Origin of the sequence: Chondromyces apiculatus DSM 436 (assembly GCF_000601485.1) — a bacterium.
GTDB lineage: Bacteria > Myxococcota_A > Polyangia > Polyangiales > Polyangiaceae > Chondromyces > Chondromyces apiculatus.
Genome location: NZ_ASRX01000006.1, coordinates 75994 through 99790 on the forward strand (window position 1 = coordinate 75994; position 23797 = coordinate 99790).

The 23797-nt window shown below is 70.1% G+C and carries 22 protein-coding genes; 7 read left to right on the forward strand and 15 right to left on the reverse strand.

Annotated features, from left to right (window positions below; all coding sequences use genetic code 11):
* Positions 1-29: 29 nt before the first annotated feature.
* Positions 30-695 carry a DNA-methyltransferase gene (locus CAP_RS43745; protein ID WP_052374174.1) on the reverse strand — a complete coding sequence of 222 codons (666 nt, stop codon included), beginning with the start codon at positions 693-695 and terminating at the stop codon, positions 30-32.
* Between CAP_RS43745 and CAP_RS43750 the strand changes: the two genes are divergently transcribed.
* Positions 688-1077, forward strand: a complete 390-nt coding sequence (locus tag CAP_RS43750; RefSeq protein ID WP_156040495.1) for a pentapeptide repeat-containing protein — start codon at positions 688-690, stop codon at positions 1075-1077. The genes CAP_RS43745 and CAP_RS43750 overlap by 8 nt on opposite strands.
* A gap of 39 nt (positions 1078-1116) precedes the next feature.
* On the opposite strand, the gene CAP_RS04795 is transcribed toward CAP_RS43750, so the two are convergent.
* Positions 1117-2847: an alpha-amylase family glycosyl hydrolase gene (locus CAP_RS04795; RefSeq protein ID WP_052374177.1), complete on the reverse strand. Its 1731-nt coding sequence runs from the start codon at positions 2845-2847 to the stop codon at positions 1117-1119.
* 101 nt (positions 2848-2948) lie between these two features.
* Here CAP_RS04795 and CAP_RS04800 point away from each other — a divergent pair, with 101 nt between their 5' ends.
* Positions 2949-4286: an MFS transporter gene (locus tag CAP_RS04800; RefSeq protein WP_081864562.1), complete on the forward strand. Its 1338-nt coding sequence runs from the start codon at positions 2949-2951 to the stop codon at positions 4284-4286.
* A 41-nt stretch (positions 4287-4327) separates the two neighbouring features.
* On the opposite strand, the gene CAP_RS49885 is transcribed toward CAP_RS04800, so the two are convergent.
* The 5 genes from CAP_RS49885 to argS all read right to left on the reverse strand — a co-directional run bounded on the left by CAP_RS49885 (position 4328) and on the right by argS (position 9941).
* Entirely contained in the window at positions 4328-5047 is a 720-nt protein-coding gene (locus CAP_RS49885) for a hypothetical protein (protein WP_156040496.1), read from the reverse strand.
* Positions 5044-6180, reverse strand: coding sequence for an AAA family ATPase (locus CAP_RS04805; protein WP_044236856.1), 1137 nt, complete (start codon positions 6178-6180; stop codon positions 5044-5046). Before CAP_RS04805 ends, CAP_RS49885 begins: the two co-directional genes overlap by 4 nt.
* Positions 6181-6485: 305 nt before the next feature.
* Positions 6486-7220, reverse strand: a complete 735-nt coding sequence (locus tag CAP_RS04810; RefSeq protein WP_044236586.1) for an SDR family oxidoreductase — start codon at positions 7218-7220, stop codon at positions 6486-6488.
* Between the two features lie 7 nt (positions 7221-7227).
* Entirely contained in the window at positions 7228-8043 is an 816-nt protein-coding gene (locus tag CAP_RS04815; protein WP_044236588.1) for an SPOR domain-containing protein, read from the reverse strand.
* Entirely contained in the window at positions 8040-9941 is a 1902-nt protein-coding gene (gene argS / locus CAP_RS04820) for an arginine--tRNA ligase (RefSeq protein ID WP_052374181.1), read from the reverse strand. Before argS ends, CAP_RS04815 begins: the two co-directional genes overlap by 4 nt.
* A 139-nt stretch (positions 9942-10080) precedes the next feature.
* On the opposite strand from argS, the gene CAP_RS04825 reads away from it, so the two are divergent.
* Together CAP_RS04825 and CAP_RS04830 are read left to right on the forward strand one after the other, a co-directional pair.
* Positions 10081-10791: a class I SAM-dependent methyltransferase gene (locus CAP_RS04825; protein WP_231511087.1), complete on the forward strand. Its 711-nt coding sequence runs from the start codon at positions 10081-10083 to the stop codon at positions 10789-10791.
* Between the two features lie 97 nt (positions 10792-10888).
* The gene (locus tag CAP_RS04830; RefSeq protein ID WP_044236593.1) at positions 10889-11755 is read left to right on the forward strand and encodes a fibro-slime domain-containing protein; all 867 of its coding nucleotides are present in this window, start codon (positions 10889-10891) and stop codon (positions 11753-11755) included.
* Between the two features lie 78 nt (positions 11756-11833).
* Here CAP_RS04830 and coaE read toward each other — a convergent pair whose 3' ends face one another.
* Positions 11834-12445, reverse strand: coding sequence for a dephospho-CoA kinase (gene coaE, locus CAP_RS04835; protein ID WP_044236594.1), 612 nt, complete (start codon positions 12443-12445; stop codon positions 11834-11836).
* A gap of 1 nt (position 12446) precedes the next feature.
* Positions 12447-13055 carry an NUDIX domain-containing protein gene (locus CAP_RS04840; RefSeq protein WP_044236597.1) on the reverse strand — a complete coding sequence of 203 codons (609 nt, stop codon included), beginning with the start codon at positions 13053-13055 and terminating at the stop codon, positions 12447-12449.
* Between the two features lie 83 nt (positions 13056-13138).
* Between CAP_RS04840 and CAP_RS04845 the strand changes: the two genes are divergently transcribed.
* Complete coding sequence (locus tag CAP_RS04845) at positions 13139-14989, forward strand: putative bifunctional diguanylate cyclase/phosphodiesterase (protein ID WP_044236600.1); 1851 nt, start codon at positions 13139-13141, stop codon at positions 14987-14989.
* Positions 14990-14992: 3 nt separating this feature from the next.
* Here CAP_RS04845 and CAP_RS04850 read toward each other — a convergent pair whose 3' ends face one another.
* Entirely contained in the window at positions 14993-15664 is a 672-nt protein-coding gene (locus CAP_RS04850; protein ID WP_044236605.1) for a cysteine hydrolase family protein, read from the reverse strand.
* Positions 15665-15670: 6 nt separating this feature from the next.
* Positions 15671-17047 (reverse strand): nicotinate phosphoribosyltransferase, encoded by a 1377-nt coding sequence (locus CAP_RS04855; protein ID WP_044236608.1) that lies wholly within the window; start codon positions 17045-17047, stop codon positions 15671-15673.
* Positions 17048-17153: 106 nt separating this feature from the next.
* Here CAP_RS04855 and folD point away from each other — a divergent pair, with 106 nt between their 5' ends.
* On the forward strand, positions 17154-18014 hold the full coding sequence (folD, locus tag CAP_RS04860) for a bifunctional methylenetetrahydrofolate dehydrogenase/methenyltetrahydrofolate cyclohydrolase FolD (RefSeq protein ID WP_044236613.1): 861 nt from the start codon (positions 17154-17156) through the stop codon (positions 18012-18014).
* 41 nt (positions 18015-18055) lie between these two features.
* A complete protein-coding gene (locus CAP_RS43755; RefSeq protein WP_052374182.1) occupies positions 18056-19453 on the forward strand; it encodes an alpha/beta hydrolase in 1398 nt (465 codons plus the stop codon).
* A gap of 56 nt (positions 19454-19509) precedes the next feature.
* Here CAP_RS43755 and CAP_RS04870 read toward each other — a convergent pair whose 3' ends face one another.
* The 4 genes from CAP_RS04870 to CAP_RS04885 form a co-directional block, all read right to left on the reverse strand.
* A complete protein-coding gene (locus tag CAP_RS04870; protein WP_044236862.1) occupies positions 19510-20586 on the reverse strand; it encodes a DUF72 domain-containing protein in 1077 nt (358 codons plus the stop codon).
* On the reverse strand, positions 20583-22142 hold the full coding sequence (locus CAP_RS04875; RefSeq protein WP_052374185.1) for an alkaline phosphatase PhoX: 1560 nt from the start codon (positions 22140-22142) through the stop codon (positions 20583-20585). Before CAP_RS04875 ends, CAP_RS04870 begins: the two co-directional genes overlap by 4 nt.
* Positions 22143-22255: 113 nt before the next feature.
* Positions 22256-22711 (reverse strand): hypothetical protein, encoded by a 456-nt coding sequence (locus CAP_RS04880; RefSeq protein ID WP_156040497.1) that lies wholly within the window; start codon positions 22709-22711, stop codon positions 22256-22258.
* Entirely contained in the window at positions 22708-23355 is a 648-nt protein-coding gene (locus tag CAP_RS04885) for a hypothetical protein (protein ID WP_044236618.1), read from the reverse strand. Before CAP_RS04885 ends, CAP_RS04880 begins: the two co-directional genes overlap by 4 nt.
* Between the last annotated feature and the right edge of the window lie 442 nt (positions 23356-23797).

Genomic DNA, 23797 nt, shown 5'->3' on the forward strand with positions numbered 1-23797 from the left:
CATGAACGTTCCAAGCAGCTCGACGAGCCTCACCGGCCCGTGCGCGTGACGCCGAGGCGGCGCTCGGTCATCTGCACGTACTTCTCGTCCATGTCGCAGAGCAGGGCGCGGCGGCCGAGGCGCTGGCAGACGGCGCCGGTGGTGCCGGAGCCGCACATGGGGTCGAGCACGGTGTCGTCAGGGACGGTGGTCATCTCGAGGAGGGGCTCGATGGCCTTCTCGGGCTTCTGCGAGGGGTGGCCCTGCTGCTCGCGGCGGCCGATGAAGCCGATGATGAGGGCCGCCTCGATGACGCTCGGGGGGCCGGGGAGGTAGCGGAGCTTGCCCTGGCGCTGCTTCTCGCGCTGGGCGTCGTTGAGGAAATGCTCGGGGTAGAGCCTGGCGTCGGGGCGCGCGAGGTGGAGGCAGGCGTTCTGGGCGCTGCGCCAGCCGCGGATGACGGAGGGGCAGTTCTTGAAATACCAGGTGAGCCAGGCCTGGAGCGGGTGCGTCGGGGGGAGGCGGTCGAGCTGGCGGGCGACGATCTCGGGGAAGCCCCAGACGAAGACGTGGTCCGAGATGCGCGCGGCAGCGGCGATGACCTCGGCGAGCCAGTCGTGGTAGTCGGGGCGCTCGCCACCGATGCCCTTGTTGTACCAGGGGTCGAGCATGGTGACGGTCACGCGCTCGCGCTGCGCGCGCAGGGTGGTGAGCACGTCCGCAGGGGGGAAGATGGTGACGCCGGCAGGGGCACTGGCGGGCGCGGACGTCGCGAGCGCGGGCTTCGCGGGTACGGGCTTCGCGGGCGTAGACTTCGCGGGTACGGGCTTCGCGGGTACGGGCTTCGCGGGTACGGGCTTCGCGGGTACGGGCTTCGCGGGCGTAGACTTCACGGACGCCTTCTTCCGGGTCGACGAGGTGTCCGGCGCGCGCTTTCGCGGCGCAGGCTTCGTGGAAGTAGAGCGCGGGCTCGTCGCGCGGGGAGAAGCCTTCGAGGCGCCCATGAAGCGGGCTCGTACGGTGCGGGGGTACGCCCGTCAACCGGCGAGGCGCTCGGTCAACCGGCGAGGCGCTCGGTCAACCGGCGAGGCGCTCTGACACGCGCGGGGCTCGGCGAGACCCGCAGCGCCTCGCGCTTCAGCCGGCAGCGTCGAGGAGGACACCCTCCCAGGGACGCAGGAAGAGGGTGTGATCGCCGAGGAGCTGCACGTCGTCGCCTGCGCCATGCGTGGTGAGGAGGGCGCGGCGAGGGCCGCCGAGGGGGACGCCGTGCGAGGTGTCGCTGGCGTTCAGCCAGACCTCGACGACGTCGGTGCCGTGCTGGCGGCGGTACGCGAGGAGATCACGGGGGTGGGGGTGGCCTTCGCGCAGGACGAGGGCGCCGAGGGAAAGGGCGGGGTGCGCGCGGCGGAGGTGAAGGAGGCGGCGGTAGTGCCAGAGGAGGGAGGTGGGGTCGTCGTGCTGGGTCGCGACGTTGACGCGCGGGTGGTCGGGGTGGAGGGGACGCCAGGGAGTCACGCCAGGGGGGGAGAAGCCGGCGCCAGGGGCGGCAGTCCAGGGCATGGGGGCGCGGCTCGGGTCGCGGTTCAAGGTGATGCCGAGGCGGGTGAGGAGGTGCGCCGCGGCGTCGGGGAGGAAGCGGTAGCGGGCAGCGAGAGGGTCGAGGGCCTCGGCGAGGGGGATGGGGGGGCCGCGGAGGCCGAGCTCTTCGCCGTAGTAGATGAACGGGAGGGCGCGGGCGGTGAGCTGGACGGTGGCGAGGAGGCGCATGCGGTCGGCGTCGCCGTGGAGGCGGTCCATGATCCGGATCTGGTCGTGGTTGCCGAGGACCCAGGTGGGCAGGTAGGGCGACGGGAGGTCGCGCTCCAGTTCGACAAGGAGGCGGCGCAGGGCGCTCGCGTTCGCGGGGGTGCGCAGGGTCTGGAAGTTGAAGACGGTGTGGAGGCCAGGAGGGGCGCTGCCGCCGCCGAGGTAGCTGCGGAGGCGGGAGGGCGCGCCGAAGACCTCGCCGACGAGGAAGCGGTGGCCAGGGAAGCTGTCGCAGACGGCGCGCAGGTCGGCGGCGAAGGTGAGGGTCTCGGGGAGGTCGGAGGTGTGGAGGCGGCGCTGGAAGAAGCCGTCGGGGGTGCGCTCGGAGGGGAGCGGCCGCGGGGAGAAGGGGTTGTCGCGGAAGGTGGCGTCCTTGTAGAGGGCGTTGAAGATGTCGAGGCGGAAGCCGTCGGCGCCGCGTTCGAGCCAGCGCGCGGCGACGTCGAGCATGGCGCGGCGGACCTCGGGGGTGCGGTAGTTGAGGTCGGGCTGGAACGGGAGGAACGAGGCCCAGTACCAGGTGTCGGTTGCGGGGTCGTGGTGCCATCCGGAGCCGCCGATCATGGCCTTCCAGTTGCTGGGCGGGGCGCCGCGCGGGGGAGCGCCAGGGCGGGCGCCGGGGCGCCAGAGATACCAGGCGCGGCGCGGATCGGCGGGGTCGCGGGAGGCGCGGAACCAGGGGTGCTCGTCGGAGGTGTGGTTGAGGACGAGGTCGAGGATGACCTTGAGGCCGCGGGCGTGGGCTTCGCGGAAGAGGCGGGTGAGGTCGGCGAGGGTGCCGAACTCGGGGGCGATGGCGTCGTGGTCGGCGATGTCGTAGCCGAAGTCGCGCTGGGGGCTGGCGAAGCAGGGGGAGAGCCAGAGGGCGTCGACGCCGAGGTCGCGGAGGTAGTCGAGGCGGTCGATGAGGCCCGGGAGGTCGCCGATGCCGTCGCCGTTCCCGTCGGCGAAGGAGCGGGGGTAGACGTGGTACACGGTCGCGCGCCGCCACCAGGGGAGGCGCGAGGGCTCGGGGGGCTGCGCGTCGTGTGCGTCGTGCGCGTCGTGCGCGTCATGCATCGAAGGAGGATGGTGAGGCGGCCCGAGGGGCGTCAAGCGCCGCAGGAGGGACCGCGAGAGCGGTGGCCGGGCGGGGCGCTCGGGGCGTAGCCTGACCGGCGATGCTGCACGCGCAAGGTGGTGCGTCGAGGGTGCTGTCGGCACGGGACCGGGTGGTGCTGGCGCTGCTGGCGCTGGTGACGGCGCTGCTGTTCGCGGACCAGAACCTGATGGCGCCGAACCTGACGCAGATCGCGGCGGAGTTCGGGTTCGATGCGGTGGAGCGGGACACGAAGCTCGGGAGCCTGCTCTCGGCGGCGTTCTTCCTGGTGGGCGGGGTGGTGTCGCTCGGGGCGGGGTGGTTGACGGATCGGTGGTCGCGGAAGTGGCTGTTCGTGGGGGTGGTGCTGGTGGGGGAGATCCCGTGCGTGATGACGGGGTTCGTGCGGAGCTACGGGGAGCTGTTCGTGGCGCGGATGCTCACGGGCATCGGGCTCGGGGCGGCGCTGCCGCTGCTCTACTCGCTGCTGGGGGACTACTTCTCGGCACGGGCGCGGGCGGCGGCGTCGGCCGTGACGACGTTCGCGATGGGGGCAGGCATCGCGGGGGGGCAGATCCTGGCAGGGGCGGTGGGGCCAGTGCACGGGTGGCGGCTGCCGTTCGTGCTGGTGGCGGCGCCGAACTTCCTGCTGGTGGTGCTGGTGGCGCTGCTGATGCGGGAGCCGCGGCGGGGGCAGGCGGAGGAGGTGCTGGGGGAGGCTGGAGCGGTGCGCGAGACGATCCCGGGGCACGTGACATTGGTGGGGTCATGGAAAGCGGTGCTCAAGGTGCGCACGAACGCGCTGCTGCTCCTGCAAGGGCTGCCGGGGTGCGTGCCGTGGGGGATGCTGTTCACGTTCTGGAACGATTATTTCGCGCAGGACAAGGGGCTCGGGGTGGGGCCGGCGACGTGGCTGGTGATGGTGGTGGGCGGGGCGGTGATCGCGGGGAGCCTGCTGGGAGGGCTGTGGGGGAATCACCTGTACCGGCGAGATCCGCGCCTCGTGCCGCTGATGTGCGGGGTCGCGGCGATCGCGGGGGTGGTGCCGACGGTGCTGCTGATCAACGCGCCGGTGCACACGGGGGGTGGGGCGCCACCGATGGGGATGCTGACGGTGATCGGGGCGGCGATGGGTCTGGTGATCAGCCTGCCGAGCGCGAACATCCGGGCGATGCTGGTGAACGTGAACCCGCCAGAGGCGCGGGGGGCGGTGTTCGGGCTGTTCAACCTCGCCGACGATCTGGGCAAGGGGCTGGGGCCGTTCCTGATCGGACCGCTGGTGGTGGCGCTGGGACGCACGGGGGCGTTCAACGTGGCGGCGGGGCTGTGGGTGGTGTGCGGGGGGCTGCTGCTCGCGGCCCGGGGGACGTTCCCGGAGGATCAGCGGGCGATGGAGGCCGGGCTGCGGGCGCGGAGGTGAGAGAAGAAAATGGTACGAGAACGGCACGCTCGGAAAGCGCTTCACCGCTTGGGTGTTCTCGGCGCCCTGCTTTTCTCGTCCGAAGTCGCGGGTGGCTGACGCTTCGACTTACTGGCGCCTCTGACGGCAGAAGCTACGGAATCCGCTGAGCGGATGACGCGAGCCCCGCTCCAATGTTGCAGAGCGAGAATGCAGCGTCGAAGACTCGGGCTTTGCTGCGCTGCAACGAGAGGCTCCCAGTGGTGGGAAGAGAACTCGATGATCCGGGCTGTATACCCCGGGCCGACCGACGTGCCGGTGCCTTCTTGCGGAACCATGTCCTCCTTGATGGCGCGGTCCCGAGAAAGTCGCGCCACGTCGATCAGGGCGCGCTTGGGATTGTCGAGTGCATCTGGTTCGGACGGGATGTGCTGGGTCCCCACTTTGAGGAAACGACTGAGATTTTCCTGGTCACCGAGCAGCCATGCCTCCGAAGCACGAACGGCGATGCGGAGGTGCATATGGGCTGACGGGGCGGGCAAGAGCTGGCGACAGAGTTCCGGCGCACAAGGTGCATCGCGGTCCAGATCGCGGAGCACCAGCCACCTGCTGTGCTTTGCGGCATGGTTGTAGGCATTGAGCTTCTCGTCGAGCTTATCCTTGCCCCGGCTCACGTAAGGGGGGCCCGCCAGGAGGCCAACGAGTTCCAGGAGCCGCATGGCAATGGGAACATCAGATTGGCCCTCGACCGCGATGTTCACCGCTACGGAGTCCATCGTCATGAGGGAAACATGGAGAGCTCAACAGCGTTATTCGGCGCTGTCAGCGGGAGTACTGCATCCGCGAGCGATATGCCTTTCTCGAGCAGGGCACGAATCGATGCGACATCAGCAGCGACGGTCACCTTGGTCCCTTCGGTCGAGGGCTCCAGGAGGAGCACCTCACTGGATGGGATCCCTTCATCGGAGAGCATGTCGACGGAGTGGGTGCTCACCAGTACCTGTCGGCCGCCTTTCCGACTCACACGAGCCATCATGCTCGGGATGTTGCGCACCACGGCAGTATGCAAGGACAGTTCTGGCTCCTCGAGCAAGAGGGGAGCGTCTCCGTCGAGCAGCACCCAGAGCAGCCCGAGCAAGCGGAGCGTCCCGTCGGAGAGCTGGTCCTCTTGCTGCCAGCCAGCCTTGGGCCGCCAGTGCTGATGCAGCCCATGCAGGTGGGGCACGCCACGCACATCCCGCTCCAGTTTGAGCTTGTCGAGCTGTGGGACCGCTACTTTCAGCGCGCTTTCGATTTTCCGCAGACGCGCCTCCAGCGTCTTCTTGGGAGTCCTGGCAAGTTGCTCCAGGAAGTCGCCCCCGAACGGGTCCCCGCTCCTGCCCACAGACCGTTCGGGTTCGCGAATAAGCTGGGGAACGATGTGGAGGTATCTGACCTCGGAGAGGAAATCGACGACGCTCCGGAAAGACTTGTTGGCATTCACCTGCTCCAGGAAGGTCTGCGTGAGGCGGTTCTGGTCATCCTCATCGTCCGCGTCAGGCCGATCCACGAGCAGCTTCCTCCCATGAGTCACCCGTTCACGCTTGATGAGCGGCCGTCGCTGATTGTCTTGCGTGAACTCCAGCCTGTACATCCATGGCTCTTCGTCACCGAGATCCATGGTCACTTCGATCACGACTTCTGGGTTCTTGCGGGCGAACAGCGATCGAAGTTGCGACACGCCACCACGCGCACGGACGGCCTGCTGGAAGCCGCCACCTTGCTTCTCTGCAACAACGCGAAGGAACCGGAAGACATCGAGAAAGTTCGACTTGCCGGAAGCATTTGGGCCCACGAGGAAAGCGCGGTTGTGGAGCGGGACGTCCACCCGCTTGAAGTTGCGCCAGTTCTCCAGGACAAGACGGGTGAACTTCATGGGAGGCATTCCCCAGAGGCTTCAGACATTCGGGCTATCCTGCCACAGGAAACCATGCCGCGGCTCGCTCTCATCAACAGGTGGTCGGAGGGCATGCCCTTCTGTGACGCTCTGGCAAGCACGGTTCGTTCACGAGGCTGTGGGTGGTCAGCGGATGCTGCCGCTCGCGGCGCGGGGAACGTTTCTCCGCGATCAGCAGGCGGTGGGGGCGAGGCTGCGGGCGCAGAGATGAGCGGAGGGGTCCAAGGAGGCCAGGGCACCCGCGCCATCGGGCGGAGCGGGTGACCCAACGGGACGAGCGCGAGTCATCCCTGCGCGGTGGGACGGACGATGATCTCGCCCACATCCACGTCGGCGGGCTGCTCGACCGCGAACGCGATGGCGCGGGCGACGGCCTCGGGTGGCATCCCGAGCTTGTCCGCGGAGGCGGAGAGCTGGGCTTTCACCTCGGGGCTGGTCACGCCATCGGCGAAATTGGTCCGGGTGAAGCCGGGTGAAATGACGGTCACGCGCAGCTTGTCGCCCGCCTCTTGGCGCAGCCCCTCGGAGATGGCGCGCACGGCGAACTTCGTGCCGCAGTAGACCGCCATGGTCGGCACGATGCGGTGGGCTGCCGTGGAGGCGACGTTGACGAAGTGTCCGGAGCCCTGCGCGCGAAAGACAGGGAGCGCTGCCGCGATGCCGTAGAGGACGCCCTTGAGGTTGATGTCGACCATCGCCTCCCAGTCCTCGACGCGCAGCTCGTCGAGGCGGGAGACGGGCATGATCCCGGCGTTGCTGACGAGAACGTCGAGCCTGCCGTACCGGTCGCAGGCTAGCTTGACGAGGGCGGCGAGGTCGGCGCGCCGGCTCACGTCGATGCTCGCGCAGGCGACGTCGCCGGAAGCCTCCGCGATGCGGGCGGCGACGGCCTGGAGGCGCTCCAGTCCGCGCGCGCCGAGGACGACCTTGGCGCCGCGCTCGGCGAGGAGGCGCGCCGTGGCCTCGCCGATGCCGCTGCTCGCGCCGGTGATCGCGACGACCTTGCCTGCGATGCTCATGGCTTCTTCATACGTCGTCGTCCTGGGTCTCGCGGACCTTCACGGTGGTCTTGGGGGGGTCGATGATGAAGGTGACGATGCGCTCCTTGGCCTCGAATTCCTGGCGGTAGATCACGGCGGAGTGCTTGTGCTTGAAGGGGCCGATGCGGACGCGGTGCCAGAGGCCGCGGCCCTTGACGTAGGCGGGCTCGACGTAGGCGTGGTGGCCGCGGCGGCGGAGGGCGGCGGCGAACTTCTCGGCGTCGGGCTGGTCCTTGAAGGAGCTGACCTGGAGCTGGTAGCTGCCGGCGGCGCCGACGGCGACCTCCTGGCCCTCCTCGCGGGAGACGTGGCGCGCCATGGTGGTCAGGGCGTCCTTGGAGGAGGTGACCGGCTCGAGCATGACCTGCGCGGGCAGGGCCACGACGGGGAGCTTGTCGGTGGCCGGCGGGGGCTCGGTGGGTGCGCCAGGGGGGAGCGGGAACGGGAGATCCGGGGCCGCCTTGGGCTTCTCGCGCACGGCTTCGAGGGCCGTGGTGGGGTTCTGGGCGTCGGAGAGGGTGCTCGGGAAGGTGACGTCCTGTCCGATGCCCGGCTTGCGGTCGATCTTCTGCCCGGCAGGGTGGGTGCGGGCGACGAGATCGCCGAGGGGGTCGGCAGGGACGGGGCGCGCGCTCGAGGGGGCGCGCAGGAGCGCGACCGCGGCGAAGACGATGCAGGCGCCGCCCAGGGAGGCGAGCACCAGGGCGCCGGCGCGGGAAGGTCTGGGCTCGGCTTCGGTCTCCTGGATCTGGTCGAGGTTGCGGATTGCGCCAGGGTCCACGATGTCTGCTCTGCGGCTCATTGATTCCTCGTGGTCTCGGTCAGGTCCTCGTCGTCAGTCTCGTCGTTGTGCCCGTCGTCACGCGCGGCCGGGTCGGTGCCCGCGGGCGTGTCAGGCGTGTCGGGCGGGAGCGCTCCCCTGCCCTGCTCGGCGGGGTCGCGCCTGTCCATGCGTTCGAGCGCGGTGATGCCGGCGAGGCGGAGGCCTGCGGCGTACACCGTGCGGATGGCTTCGACCCAGGCGAGGCGCGCGAGGGTCTTGTCGCGGTCCCAGCGGGCTTCCCATCCTGCTTCAGCCGTCACGGTCCAGGTGGGGAGGATGGCGTCGCCCTCGCCCCTGAGGCGGGTCCAGTAGCTCTGGAAGGCCTGGGAGAGCTCCTGGAGGTAGAAAAGGATGCGGTGAGGCTCGCGCAGCGCGGCGGCCTCTGCGAGCACGGCAGGGAAGCGCCCGAGCCGCGCGACGATGGCAAGCTCGTCGGGGTGGGTGAGCTTGGCAGCGAGCGCGTCGGTCCAGCGGGGCGGGGTGAGATCCATCCGCGCGCTGGCGCGCCGGAGCACGGAGCAGACGCGCACATAGCCGTACTGGAGGTAGAACACGGGGTTGTCGAGCGAGGCCTTCTTGGCGACTTCGAGGTCGAGGTCGATGGTGTTGTCGCTGCGGCGCGAGAGGTAGAAGTAGCGCAGGGCGTCGGCGCCGGCGCCGGGGCGGCCTGCGGCCTGGTCGATCTCCTCGACGACCTCCTCGATGGTGATCAGGTTGCCGAGGCGCTTGCCGAGCTTGTAGGGCTTGCCGTCGCGCAGGAGGTTGACGAGCTGGTAGAGCAGGACCTCGAAGCGCTCGCTGGGGAGTCCGAGGGCGCGCAGGGCGCCACGCACGCGGGCGGTGTAGCCGTGGTGGTCGGCGCCGAGGACGACGAGGAGTCGGTCGTAGCCGCGGGCCAGCTTGTCGGCGTGGTAGGCGATGTCGCTCGCGAAGTAGGTGGTGGCGCCGTCCTGCTTGCGGACGACGCGGTCCTTGTCGTCGCCGGCGGCCTCGCTCTTGAAGAAGAGGGCGCCGTCGCGCTCTTCGAGGTGGCCGCCCTGCGCGAGCTGTCCGAGGGCGGCGCGGACGCGGCCCCAGCGGTGGAGGCTCTCCTCGGAGAACCAGACGTCGTGGCGGATGCGCAGCTCGGCGAGGGTGCGGCGGATGCCAGGCAAGGTGCGGGAGCCGGGGATGCCGTCGAGCATGCGGGCGACGGCGACGCGGGAGAGGGTCGCAGGGTCGGGGTCGGTGAGCGCGGCGGGGTCGTTGTCGCGGATCCAGGTGCCTAGCTCGCGCACGTAGTCGGCGGCGTAGCCTCCCTCGGGCGGGGCGCTGCCTGCGAGGGCGGCGCGCACCGACGCGCCGAGGAGGCGGATCTGGTTGCCGAAGTCGTTGATGTAGTACTCGCGGGTGACCCGGTGGCCCGTGGCTTCGAGGAGCGCGCCCACGGCGTCGCCGAGGATGGCGCCACGGCCGTGGGAGATGAGCAGGGGGCCGGTGGGGTTGGCGCTGACGAACTCGAGGAGCACGCGCTCGCCGGTCGCGGCGGGGGCGCGGCCATAGCCAGGGCCGGCGTCGAGGATCTCGCCGAGGACGCGGTGGAACAGGGAGGGGTCGAGGCGGAAGTTGAGGAAGCCAGGGCCGGCGATGTCGACGGCGCGGATCGCGGGGAGCTGGCGGAGGCGGTCGGCGAGCAGCTCGGCGAGGTCGCGCGGGGGGCGGCCGGCGAGCTTCTGGATGGCGAGCGGCGCGTTGGTGGCGAGGTCGCCATGCTCGGCGCGCTTGGGGCGCTCGACGGAGAACGCGGCGGTCGTGACGGCCGCGGGGAGCTCCCCCGCCGTCGCCAGCTCGGCGAGCGCGGTGCTCACGAGACTCCGGACCTGCTCCTCGATGCCCATCGGTGTCGTCGGCTGTAACCCACAAGGTGCGACACAGCCAAATTTGGGGCGGTACTGTACGGGGAGGCGCCACGCCCCGGGCTCGGGATGGGCGGCGCGCCTCCCGCTCCAGGCGGCGACGTTCCTCGCCCCGGTGGTCGTGGCAAGCTGGCAGGATGGCGAGCACCCGATGATCGACCTGGAGGCCGAGGCGCGGAACGACAGGCTCGCCGCGGAGCCTCGGGAGGAAGATGGTTACGAGGGGGCGCCCTTCCTGGTGCGGGTCACCGAGCGGCGGCGGCTGTCGATCATCCGGGAGATGACCCGGCCCACGGCGGGGCTGTCGGTGCTCGAGGTGGGCTCGGGCGAGGGCGAGGTGCTGCGGATGTTCCCCGACGCGCGGCTGACGGCGCTCGACGTCTCCCTCAACGTCTCCAACGCGCGCAGGGAGGTGGCGCGGCAGAAGCTCACGGGCTTCGATGCGCGCTTCGTGACGGGAGAGGTCGAGGCGCTCGCGGGGGAGCGGTTCGATCGCATCATCTGCACCGAGGTGCTGGAGCACGTGGCGGACCCGGAGGCGACGCTCGCGGCGGTGGCCAGGCTGCTCGCGCCAGGAGGCGCGGCGGTGTTCACGGTGCCGAATGATCCGCTGATGCTGCGCCTGTGGCGCGTGGTGAGGTTCACGCCGCTGGGGTGGATCCTCGGCCGTCGGATGTGGGGCGGGAGCGAGGATCCACGTCTGCATGCCTGGACGCCGCGCACCTTCGAGGACCTGCTGGAACGGCATTTTCGGGTGGTGGAGCGGCACGCGGCGCCCATGGAGGCGCTGCCCATCCGCGCGTGCTTTCGGTGCCTGCCACGGCGGCGCTGAGAGGCTAGACTGCGCGCATCACTCCCCGGCCGCGGCGGCGTCGCGTCACCAGAGCGCGTCATCAGAGCTGGGAGACGGCCTTGAAAGGAGATTGACTATGCTGCCTGTTCGTACAGGGATCCTCGGGGTGGCGGCCGCGCTGGCCATGTTCGGCGCCGTCGTCGGTTGTGGTGGTGACTCGTCCGGGACCGGAGGCAGCGGCGCCGGGAACCCGTCCGGGACCGGTGGCTCCGGCAACGGGAGCGGCGAGGGCGGGCAGCTCTTCCCGAGCGGGCCGGGCAGCGGGGGCAACGGCGCCGGCGGCAACGGAAGCGGGGACTGCAACCCGACCCTGACCGGCATCGTGCGCGATTTCCGCGCCTACAACGGCGGCGAGGGTCACCCCGACTTCGAGACCTTCGGCGGCCAGGGGCTGCAGGGCATCGTGGAGGCGGAGCTCGGCAGCGATCACAAGCCGGTGTACGCGCACGACGGCGCCACGGCGCACACCACAGGGCCCGAGGCGTACGACCAGTGGTACCGCGACACGAACGGCGTGAACCAGCGCGTCGAGTTCGCCATCCAGGGCACGGTCGATCAGAACGGGCTGTTCACGTACGACAACAGCGCGTTCTTCCCCATCGATGGCCAGGGGTTCGGCAACGAGGGGCGCGAGCACAACTTCCACTTCACGTTCGAGCTGCACATGACCTTCAAGTATCAGGGAGGCGAGGTGTTCAGCTTCACGGGTGACGATGATCTGTGGGTGTTCGTGAACAACCGGCTCGCGATCGATCTGGGCGGGCTGCACAGCGCGCAGAGCGACACGCTGACGCTCACGCCCCAGAAGGCGGAGGAGCTGGGGCTCGTGGAGGGGGTGGAGTACCCGCTCGACTTCTTCCACGCCGAGCGGCACACGACCGAGTCGAACTTCAAGGTGCAGTCGTCGCTCGCCTTCACCAACTGCAACCCGATCATCTTCTGATCGGGGCAAGGGCGAGCGCAGGGTAGCGACCACCGGGAGCGTAGGGGCCTGTCGGCCCCTGAGCTTGGGTACGCAGGACTAAGTGCGCGCCCGCTCCCGGATCTTCGCCAGCACCTCGTCGGTCTGCCGCTCGGTGTCCTCGCGCGAGCGGCCGTTGTCGATCACGAAGTCCGCGGCGCGCACCTTGTCGGCGAGAGGGAGCTGCGCGGCGATGCGGGCGCGGGCCTGGTCCTCGGTGGCATCGTCCCGCAGCATGGCGCGCGCGACCTGCACGTCCTCCGGGACGGCCACCACCACGAGAGGGCGGAACATGTCGGCGAGGCCGTTCTCGACGAGGAGCGGCGCCTCGTAGCACACGACCTCCTCGCCGCGCGTCCGGTGCTCCGCGACGCGCGCCATGCTGAGGGCGCCGATGCGCGGGTGGAGGATGGAGTTCAGGCGGCGGCGCTTGTCGTCGTCCTTGAAGACGATCGCCGCGAGCCGCGGCCTGTCGAGGGTCCCGTCGGGGAGCTGCACCTCCGGGCCGAACACGGCGACGATCTCGGCGAGGCCGTCGGTGCCCGGCAGCACGACCTCGCGGGCCAGCGCGTCGGCGTCGATGACAGGGACGCCGTGGGTCCGGAGGCGCGCGGCGACGGTGCTCTTGCCCGAGGCGAGCCCTCCGGTGAGGCCGAAGAGGACGAAGCCCACCTCAGGGCGCGCCCCCGCCGAGCGCCTCGATGAGGTCGCGCATGCGGGCGAGATCCGCTTCGGTGAAGCGCTCGTCAAGCAGATCCGACGCGAAGAGGTCCACGTCGCGGGCGAGCCGGGCGAGGGCCTTCCGGAGCACCTCGTCGTGGTCAAAGGCGAGGCGGCCGGCGAGTTCGGTCTCCGACTCCAGCCGGTAGCCGAGGTCCGCGAGGGGGCGGATCGGCCACCAGCGGGCCTCGTGGGCGTCATCCCCTGCCCGGGCCTCGTTGAGGCGGCGGGGCGGGATGAGGGCGAGATGGGCGACCGAGACGACCCAGCCTCGGGGATCCCGGCCCGGCTCAGAGAAGGTGTAAACCTGCTCGAGACGGACGCCCCGAAGGCCAGTCTCCTCTTCAAGCTCGCGGGCGGCAGCTTGCTCCACGGACTCGCCCGGGTCGCAGAAGCCGCCCGGCAAGGCCCAGCTCCCCTGGTAGGGGTCCTTTCCCCGCCGGATGAGGAGGACCTGGAGCCCCTGGCCCGACCCACCTACCCCTACTTCAGGCGCGATCACGACCACGTCCGCCGTGAGCGAGGGTTTGGGATAAGATTGGCTCTCGGCGTGGGCGCTCATGCGTATCGAGCCTACCCCACCGACAACGCACCTTCCGAGCACTTAAGTATGGTGATGCGATCAAATACGCCTACGATGGACCCGTGACGGCAAAGCTCGAGACGGTCGCGGAAGCCCGGCCGAGCATCCTGCCAACGCGGCCGGAATCACACCAGCGGCCGACCGCGGAGGGGCTCGCGTCGTGGCTGTCGCAGATCGATGTGGCAGTGATCGAAGTCGACGGTGACGGTCGCGTCATCCGGATGAATACCGCTGCAGAGCGGCTCACCGCGTGCACGATGGCCGAGGGGCGCGGCGCGCCGATCGACGAGGTGGTGCGCGTCGTGACCCCCGACCGCAGCAGCGAGGACGAGGCGACAGGTGAGCGGGAGGAACTCAGCGGGTCCTCTCTGCTGCCCGAGCTGTTCTCCCTGGCGGGCGTGGGTCCAGACGTGGGCCCGGAGCCGCAGACCGCGCTCATCGCGCGGCGCGATGGGGAGCTGATCCGCATCCGTCACACCCTCGGGGTGATGCCGACGCGCGGAGGCGGCGACAGCGCACCGAGCCCGACGCGGGTGCTCCTCTTCCGGGAGATCACCGCCGCGGAGGAGAATGGGCGGACCGAGCGCTCGGACCCGCTGACGCACTTGCTCGACAGGCCGAGCATCATCGAGCGCATCGACGTGGCGCTGCGGGAGGTGCGGAGCACGGGGGCGAGCTACGCGCTCTGCTACATCGATCTCGACAGCTTCCGGCTGGTGAACGCGACGTGCGGCCACGAGGCGGGCGACGATCTGCTGCAGTGGGTGGCGACCCGGGTGAACGAGGTGGTCGGCCCGAACGACGCGGCCGGGAGGATCGGGGGCGACGAGTTCGCGCTCCTCCTCGCCGGGCGCGGCGAGCGCGACGCGGAGCGGATCGCGAAGGAGCTGCAGCTCGCGCTGCTGGAGTTCCGCTTCGGCTGGGCCGAGAAGACGTTCTCCATCGGGGCGAGCATCGGTCTCGTGATGATCGGTCCGCAGTTCGAGCGCGCCGCGGACGTGCTGGGCGCGGCCGACTACGCGTGCCGGGTGGCCAAGGAGAACGGGCGCGGTCGCCTCCAGGTCTACCTCGACGACGACAAGATGGCGTCGAGCCGCCGGTCGATGCAGTGGGTGGCGAGCCTGCAGCGGCACCTGTCCGAGGGGCGGCTGCGCCTCTACGCGCAGGGGATCTACCGGCTGTCGATGACCGACGACTCTCCCCACAGCGTGGAGGGGCGGAGCGTGCGCAAACCCGGGGCGCACTTCGAGGTGCTGGTCCGGCAGGTGGACGACGAGGGCCGCGCGGTATCTCCGGTGGGGATCATCCACGCCGCGGAGCAGAGCGGCCTGATGCACGTCATCGACAGGTACGTGGTGCGGCAAGCGCTGCGGATGATCGGGGCGATGCCCCCCGCCGCGCTGAGGCGGCTGGACACCTGCTCGATCAACCTGTCGGGGGTGTCGCTCCTGCGCGAGGGCCTGCTCGACTTCCTGGTGGAGCAGCTCCACCGGGCGCAGGTGCCGCCGAGCAAGATCTGCTTCGAGATCACCGAGACCGCGGCGCTCGCCAACCTGGGCGAGGTGCTGTGGTTCATGCAGGAGATCGGGGCGATGGGCTGCCGCTTCGCGATCGACGACTTCGGCAGCGGGCACGCGTCGTACGGCTACCTGGAGAGCCTGCCGGTCGACTACGTCAAGATCGACGGGATGTTCATCCGGGATCTCGCCGACAACTCGCTCCACCGGGCCATCGTGGAGTCCGTGCAGCGCATCGGGGCGACGCTGGGCATCAAGACCGTGGCCGAGCAGGTGGAGAACGAGCTGATCTCCAACATGCTGCGCGACATGGGCATCCACTACGCGCAGGGCTGGCACTTCGCCAAGCCCCGGCCCCTCCTCGACATCTGCAACGAGCTGCGCGAAGGGACCTGACGGTCAGACGGAGGGCGCGCCGAGCAGCTCCGACGACTGCGCGATGCGCACGCCGGCCCGACGCAGCTCGTCGAGGGCGGCCTTCACTCCATCCGGGGTGATGCCTGCCACGGCGTCTTCGATCAGCGCGGTCCGGTAGCCACGCTCGACGAGGCCGAGCGCCGCCGCGCGCACGCAGTAGTCGGTCGCGACGCCGTAAACGAAGAACTCCGGCGCGGTGCCCGCGGCCTCCACCAGCCCGCGCACGAAGCCCTCGGCCAGGGGGTTCACGAAGAGGCTGTAGACCTCCTTCTCGAAGTAGACGGCCTGGATCTGTCCGCGGATCAGCTCGTCGAGCGCCTGCTGCGTGGACGCCTCGGGCACGTTGGGTAGGAAGCGGAACCGGGGCGGCAAGGTCCCCTCCACCTTGAGCCAGCCCGGCGTCCCCTTCACGCAGTGATCCGGGAAGTGCGGCTTCACCGCGCCCGCGGGGGCAGGCACCTCGTTCGTGGTGAACTCCCAGGCGTCCCAGGCGTGGGAGTCCACGGAGCCGACGATGGGGATGCGCTGCGCAACCGCGTGGGCCGTGAGGCGGCGAAACAGGTCGTTCGGTGAGTCCTTCAAGCAGAGCGAGCCCTCCTCTTCACAGAAGTCCCGCTGCACGTCGACGTCGATGAATACCTTGCTGATGGTCATGTTCGCTCAGTCCTCCCGCGCCACGTGGCTCGTCGGAGCCACGCGCGCCCTGACCTCTTCGATGAGCTGCTCGAGCCCGGGTGAGACCTCGGCGGTGAGCGGTGCCCAGTCCTCGTCGCCCACCTCCCGCAATGGCGCCGGGAGCGCGGCGAGTTCCCGCTTCGCGCGGGCCCTGACCGCGGAGAGCGTTTCTGGCGAGGCGAGGCGCTTGCCCCCGCGCATCACCGCGGTGAGGAGCGGCTCGGCCCCGGCGGGCGCATCCTCCCCCGCGAGCGCGATGACGTCCCGCACCGTCTCCCCTGCCGGCCCACGCCACCGGAACACCTGGTGCGCGCCGGGGAGCGTCGCCTTGCCCTCGGAGAACTTGGCGATGGGCGAACGCGCTTCTCCCTCGCCGACCTCGACGAGCTTGTAGACACCACCGAGGGCGGGGGCGTCGCGCGAGACGACGAGATCGGTGCCCACCCCGTAGATGTCGATGGGCGCCCCGGCGCGCCTGAGGGCGGCGATCTTGTGCTCGTTCACGTCACCCGAGGCCACGATCTTCGCGTGCTGGCACCCGGCCTCGTCGAGGACGGCGCGCACGCCCTTGCTGAGCGCGGCGAGATCGCCGGAGTCGATGCGCACGCCCTTGAGCTTGTCACGGGCGATGGCCGCCGCCCGCCGCGCGCCTTCCAGGGTGTCGTAGGTGTCGATGAGCAGGATGGAGGCGTTCGGGAACACCGCCACGTAGGCCTCGAACGCGGCCTCCTCGCTGGGGTGCGCCATGGTCCACATGTGCGCCGCGGTGCCCGTCACCGGGATGCCGTAGCGCATACCCGCCTCGACGTTGGAGGTGGCCGCGAAGCCAGCAGCATACGCCGCGCGCGCCGCGTCGACCGCGGCGTCGAAGTGGGTGCGCCGCGATCCGAACTCCACGACCTGCGCCGTGCCCGCGCTGAGGACCACCCGCGCCGCCTTGGAGGCGACCATGGAGGCGTGGTTCACCGCCGAGAGGACGAAGGTCTCCACGAGCTGCGCCTCGATGAGCGGGGCGGAGATCCGCAGGACGGGCTCCTGCGCGAAGAACACCGTCCCCTCCGGCATGGCCCACATGTCCCCGCGGAAGCGGAACGCGCGCAGGTAGTCGGCGAATGGCGGGGTCATCGCGTCGGCGAGCGACGGTACGGTCTTCAGGTACGCGATCTGCTCCTCGGTGAAGCGAAGCTCCTCCAGGTACTGGAGCACCCGCTCGATCCCCATGCAGAGCAGGTAGCGCCGCTCCTCGGGCAAGCGCCGCACGAACATTTCGCAGGTGGCCGTGCGAGACCCGAGGCCCCGGTGGAAGTATCCGGCGGCCATCGTGAGCTGGTAGAGGTCGGTCTTGAGCGCGTCCACACCCATGGAGGTAGAGAGCCGCAGGCGTCAGGTCAACAGCAACCCGTCGGCGCTTTCCCGCCTTCATCCCTGATTCTTGGCGACGACATGCGGCGCGCATAAGCTCCGCGTCATGACTGCCCAGATCCTGGATGGCAAGGCCATCGCGCAGAAGGTCCGCGAAGAGGTCCGCGAGGGCGTGGCCCGCTTCGTGAGCGCGTACGGCAGACCACCCGGGCTCGATGTCCTGCTCGTCGGCGAAGATCCGGCGAGCGTCATCTACACGCGCAACAAGGAGAAGGCGTCCCACGAGGTCGGCATGCGCGGGCGCCTCCACCGCCTCCCGGCAGACACGGGCGAAGACGAGCTGCTCCGCAGGATCGCCGAGCTGAACGCCGACGCCTCGGTCGACGGGATCCTGGTGCAGCTCCCCCTGCCCTCCCAGATCCGCGAGGCGCGCGTGCTCGACGCCATCGATCCGGGGAAGGACGTGGACGGCTTCCATCCGGTGAACGCCGGCCTCCTCGCCACCGGCCGCCCCGGCCTCGTCCCCTGCACCCCGAAGGGATCGATGCGCCTCCTCGCCGAGGCCGGCGCGCGCCTCGAAGGCGCCCGGGCCGTGGTGGTGGGCCGCAGCAACATCGTCGGCAAGCCGATGGCGCAGCTCCTCCTTGCAGCGCACGCCACGGTGACGATCGCGCACTCCCGCACCCGGGACCTCGCCACCGTGTGCCGCGAGGCAGACATCCTCGTGGCGGCCGTCGGGCGCGCGAGGCTCATCAAGGGCGACTGGATCAAGGAAGGCGCGGTGGTGATCGACGTGGGGATGAACCGCACGGAGGACGGCAAGCTCGCCGGGGACGTCGACTTCGAGGCAGCCAAGGCGCGCGCTTCCTGGATCACGCCTGTGCCCGGCGGCGTCGGCCCGATGACCATCGCGACACTGCTGGAAAACACCCTCCGTGCGGCGCGCGCGCGGCTCGGCGAGGGGTGATCTACGCTTGCCACGGGGGAGCGGGCGTGGTTCGTGGAGGGATGGCTTTTTCCTGCACGCTGTCGTCGTTCGGCCGGATCGCCCTCCCGCTTTTCCCACTGCTCGTGGGCCTCGCCCTGGCCGCATGCGGAGGCGAGGAGGCCGGCGGCAGCGGGGGTAGCGGCGCTGCCAGCACCACCTCGTCCAGCACGGGTCCCGGGAGCGGGGGCGCTGGTCAGGGAGGCGATGGGGCCGGCGGCAATGGCCAGGGGGGTGATGGGGCCGGCGGTCAGGGCGGTCAGGGCGGTCAGGCCTGCCAGGGCGGGGGCACAGTGGCGCTCACCCTGGACAGCATCCTCGCGGCCCTCCGCGCCGATCGCGACGGCACGCTGCTGACGCTGTCCCGGGAAGCAGGGTTCCCTGTTCAGGTCCCCGAGGGCTACCTCGTCATCAACACCGATCCCTCGCTCACCCACGCCGCCGGCGATCACGACAACTGGATGGGCAACCTGCCGCTGACCGCCGACCAGGGCTTCTCGTGGGCGATCATCGAGGGCTCGACGCCTGGTGACCGGTACAAGTTCACGAACCTCGACGACCGCTGGTTCGCCGATCCCTGGGCGCGCTCTTACACCGTCGACAACAACGGGGAGATCAGCCTCATCGTCCCCACGGCCCCGCACCTCGATCGCTACCGCAGCGTGGGTGATGCGGCGATGCCCGGCCGCGAGCTGCGGGTGTGGGTCCCCGAGGCACCCGTCACCCACGTGCTCTATGCACACGACGGCCAGAACCTCTTCTTCGAGGGCGGCGCCTTCGGCTCCTGGCACCTCGAAGAGGCGGCGCCCTCGGGCATGCTCATCGTCGGCATCGACAACACCGACAACCGCCTCGCGGAGTACACCCATGTCCCCGACCACGTGCTCAACATGGACATCGTCGCCGAAGGCGACGCCTACGCCGACTTCCTGCAGGAGACGGTGCGGCCCCTGGTCCAGTCCTGCTACGGCGAGCCGGGCCCCGTCGGGGTGATGGGCTCGTCGCTGGGCGGCCTGATCAGCCTGCACATCGGAGACCGCTACCCCGGCGCGTATGACTTCGTGGGCAGCTTCTCGGGCACCGTGGGCTGGGGGAGCATCGGCGACGGCATCCACAACGAGACGATGATCGAGCGCTACGCGGCGCACACCGCATCCGTCGCGTCGGTCGTGTACCTCGACGCTGGCGGGGGCCCGGGCAGCGGCTGCACGGACAGCGACGGCGACGGCGTGGATGACGACACGGCGAACTCGGAGGACAACTACTGCGAGAACGTGCAGATGCGCGCTCTCCTCCTCGGCAGCGGGGTGTACGTCGACGACCAGAGCTTCTTCTTCGTGTGGGACCAGGGAGCGCAGCACAGCGAGGCCGCCTGGGCCGCACGCGCCGCCTACCCCCTCGGTCTGTTCGCCGACCTCTGATTCACACGGCAGGGGCGCTCGCCCCACGCGCATCCCGCCGGCTGCGCGGAGGGGCCTCACCGCGCATGCGGAGCCGTGCGCCGCTCCCACGCCACGGCGCAGAGCGCCGCAAGCTCCTGCACCGTCCGTGGCGACGACCCCTCTGCCTTGTTGTTCACGAGCACGAACGCCGGAATGCCAGCCGCAGCCGCGGCGCACGTGATCTCCACCACCTGCGCCCGCATCTGCGGGTCCGGCTCGACGATCTTGTCGAACGGCGCGAACCGCGCCTTGTCCGCCTCGTAGGCGCGCCCTGGCTTGAGCGACAGCCGCACCAGCGCGAAAGGCGCCTGCGTCACCGGGACCACCGCCGCCTGCGCCCCGGGCAGCGGCATCGACCGCCAGTACGTGTACGCATGCGCCGCGCCGTGCGCCCTCAGGACTTCCGCATACGCCGGGGTGAGGTACGACCGCTCCCGCAGCTCCACGGCGTACCGGAGGCCCCGCGGCGCGGCGGCGAGGAAGCTGTCGAGCCGATCGAGGAACGCGGGCAGCGGCATCCTGTGCGCTGGACCGACAGGCGGCATCTCCAGCAACACCGGCCCCGCGTGCTCCTGGAACGAGGTCAGCAGCGGCCGGGCGTGCATCGCCTCGAACGCCGCGACCGACAGGAAGTCCGGGTTGGGTGTCACCGTCGGCCCCGAGGCGTCCTCGGGCAGCCCCGGGGCCATGAACACCTGCGCCATCACCGCGTGCGGCGCCTTGGTCACGCACAGGAACCCAGGCGGGAGCTGCCGCGCATAGCGGAGGTAATCGCCGTCCGGCACCGGCGCGTAGAAGCTCCGATCGATGCCCACCGTGGTGAGCAGCGGATGCTGCGCGTACTCCGCGAGCCCCGAGTACGCGAGATCCTTCACGCTCTGCCGTCGCGCATAGACGATGCCCGCCCACCCCGGGAAGCTCCACGAGCTGGTGCCGAGGCGCAGCCCCGGTGGCAACCGCGCGGCGATGGTTGCTGCCTCCGCGTGCACCTGCACCAGGGACTGCGCAAGCGCTGGGCTGTCGTCCGGCGCGGTCGCAGCTTCCACCAGGGCTTCAGGTGGCTGTTCGAAGAGAGAGAGCTGCTGGATCGCGGTGCGTCGCTGCCGGCTCACCCGCGTGAGCATACTCGCCGGAGCAGCAATGCAAGCGCTCCGGCCCCCGCAATCGTCACGCCGCTACTTTCTGCATTGTCTGCGGTCGCGCAGCCGCTGCACCCGGCAAAATTCCGGTTCTCTGCGGAATGGGACGCGACGGCGTCCTCCAGCACGCCTTCGGGGAGAACCGAGGGTGTTTCACCGGAAGGCAATGCCGCGCCACCTGACACGGGAGTACCGGCAGCGGGCGGGCCCTTCGTGCCGGCAGCGCCAGGCGCCGTCGTCTCCAGCGTGGGTGCTGCCGTGGCCCCTGGGAAAGGTCCCGTCACCACCAGGGTCATCCCATCCTCCTGCATGTTGAAGAACAGGGCTCGCCCATCCGGCGAGAAGCACACGCCAGCGAGCTCGCTCAGACTCATCGCGTTGTGGCCGAAGAGGTACGTCTCGCCCCGCGCATTCATCACCACGATGCGCTTCTCGCCAGGGCCATCCTCGGCCATGAACAGCTCACCCGAGGGCGAGAAGGTGATGTTGTCCGGCATGTCGAGCGCGCGCCGATCCGTCGATTCCCCCACCACCTCCAGCGTCCCGCCGCCGCCCTTCGCCGCGGGCACATACCGGAAGATCTGCCCCGCTTCCAGCGGTCCCCCCTTCGTCGCGCACACGTACACCGCGCCGCCGTGGCGGGTGATCCCCTCGCTCCGCCGGAAGATCGCCGCTCCCCGCGCCTGCGCCTGGGCGCGCACCGAGTCGTCCTTCGGATCCGGATCCGGGATGTCCACCCAGTCCACGGCGACCACCATCCCGGGCCGAAGCGCCGCCGAGGTGTCCAGCCGCTCCCGCCCCACCACGCGCAATGCCTGGAGCTTCCCCACGAAGGGCTCTTCCTTGCGGTCGGGGACGAAGCGGTAGAACGACCCATCCGGTCGGTCCTCGGTCAGGTACGCGATGAGGGTGTCCGGATCGACCGCCGCCGCCTCGTGGAGGAAGCGTCCGTAGCCCGGCACCCGCCGCGGGGGCTGCACGCGATCCGCGTCCGTGGGGCACACGAAGACGTAGCCGTGCCCCGGCTCCACGTTCTCCTCACACGACAGCCACCCCCAGGGGCTCACGCCGCCCGCACAGTTCACGTTCGTCCCCGCGAGCACCAGGTTGCTCGACACCCGCGTGAAGCTGTCGCCCCGCAGCACCACGCGGGTGACGCCGCCCATCCCTCTCGGATCGAAGGCCTCCGGTGGCGGCTTCTGGCCGGGCTTCCAGGGACCGTACTTCTCCTTGCCAGGGACGTTCTCGTGGTTGCGCATCAGCACCACCGTCCCGCCCGGCCCCGGGAAGCACCCCATCCCGTCAGGCCGCGCCGGCACCCGGTAGCCGTCGTCCATGGGGTCCATGGAGCGCTCCAGGATGCGGTACGAGAAGCCTTCGGGCAGGTCGAAGATCTTCTTCGGATCGGGCCGCAGGGGCCCGAAGGGCGAGGCCACCGCATGTCGCGTGAACAGCGTCGAGAAGGGCACGGCCGCTGCGGCCGCCACGGCGCCGCGGAGGAAGGTGCGTCGCCCATGCCGCTCGTTCACCGAGGAGCAAGGGCCTACGTGTCGCGATGCTTGCGGGAGATCGGCAGGACGGACGCGCCTCATCGAAGCGCCCAGGATAGCGCCTCCGCTGCGCCCGGGACCGGCGAACCTGCTCAGGGCACGACGATGTCCACCACGTAGCTCACATCGCCGTCCTCGGTCGTCACGTTCAACGTGGTGCTCCCCGCCTGGTTGCCGACGAGCACGAACACCGTGCGGGCCCTGCTGCTGGGCGTGTATCCCTCGGTTGCCATCAGGTCCACGTAGGCCGGGTACACCGAAGCCACCGTGGTGTCCGCGACCTCGGCCGACGCGTCGACGCAAGGTCCCTGGTACGTGCACTGGAGGCCCAGGGCGATCCCGCGGGTGAGCGTGATCGTCTCCTCGGCCTTGTCCAGCTCGGCAACGGCTCCGGGAGGAGGCACCGTGACCGGGAGGAGGTCCGGCGAACAGCCGAGCATCCCGGCCGCGGTCACGGTCAACACGATGAGGAGAAGAGGGCAGCTCACCCGCGCCCTGGAGACCCTCACCCCGGAGGCGGACAGCACCACAGCACCCGAGCGGCTCACGGCAGCACCTCCACGTCCAGGGTCGTCGACAGCCCGAGCGCCTCCACCTCGACGGTGGTCAGGCCGGGCGCACGGCCCACGAGGCGTCGGCGGTGGCGCGCGCCCTCCTCAAGAATCTGCGCGACCTCGGCGTCAGACGTCCACGTGGACTCGGCCTCACCGAGGAGGCGCTGGGGCCCCGCATAGAGCTCCGCGGAGAGCCGCAGCTCGTCTCCCACGAGGAGCTGCACCCGACCCGGCAGGTCACCGACCTCCACCCCTTCGTCGCTGCGGTGGTGCAGGTGCACCGCATCCGGCGTCCGCACCCAGACGTGGAAGAAGTCGATCACCATCCCGCCGGTCATCACCAGGAGCGACGCCACCCCGGGCGCGATCCCGTCGACGTGCACCCCCCTCACGGTGAGCACGCTGCTGTCGGCGGAGACGTAGGTGAGCGGCGGCGCGGCGCTGCCCTGCGAGGTGACGTTCACGTCGATCGGCAAGGACGCGCCTGTGGCGATGGGGGCGTCGATGCCGCCGACGGCGCAGACCAGATCGCTGGGCGAGCACTGGGGGCTCGCCTGGGTCTGGTCGAGAGCCCCGCTGGAGCCCTCGGCGCACGCAGCGAGGGCTGGAAGAAAGAGAGGGACGAGCCAGAAGCGCATGCGCGCCTCGAAGCAATGGTTGTGCCTGGCTGAGCCTCGTCACCCGCCGCCGCTCTCACCTGCGAGGCGCCACGACCCGCACCAAGCACGAGAGCACCGCTTCAAGGCGCACAGAAAAGCCCTGAAGCGTCATGGAGGACCGACGATCATCCGTGAGGGCCGGTCCCGCGCACCCCGAAGCGCTGCGACGAGGATGACATTCGCGTCATGGTCTGCGCGAGGACCGAGAACGGAAAACAGCGCCGCAGCATCGGAGGGATGCCCCTGACTGGACAGCCCTGAACGCGCTGCTTTTATGGCCCCAACCCCGGATGAGTCAAGGTCTGACCTCCAGCACGAACTGAACGCAGGAGCCTCACAACACGCAACCTCGGGTTGCGCCGCCACGGCCCGTCCCCTTACGTTGCTTACGTTGCTTGGCTGAGATCGCACGGCTTCGCGG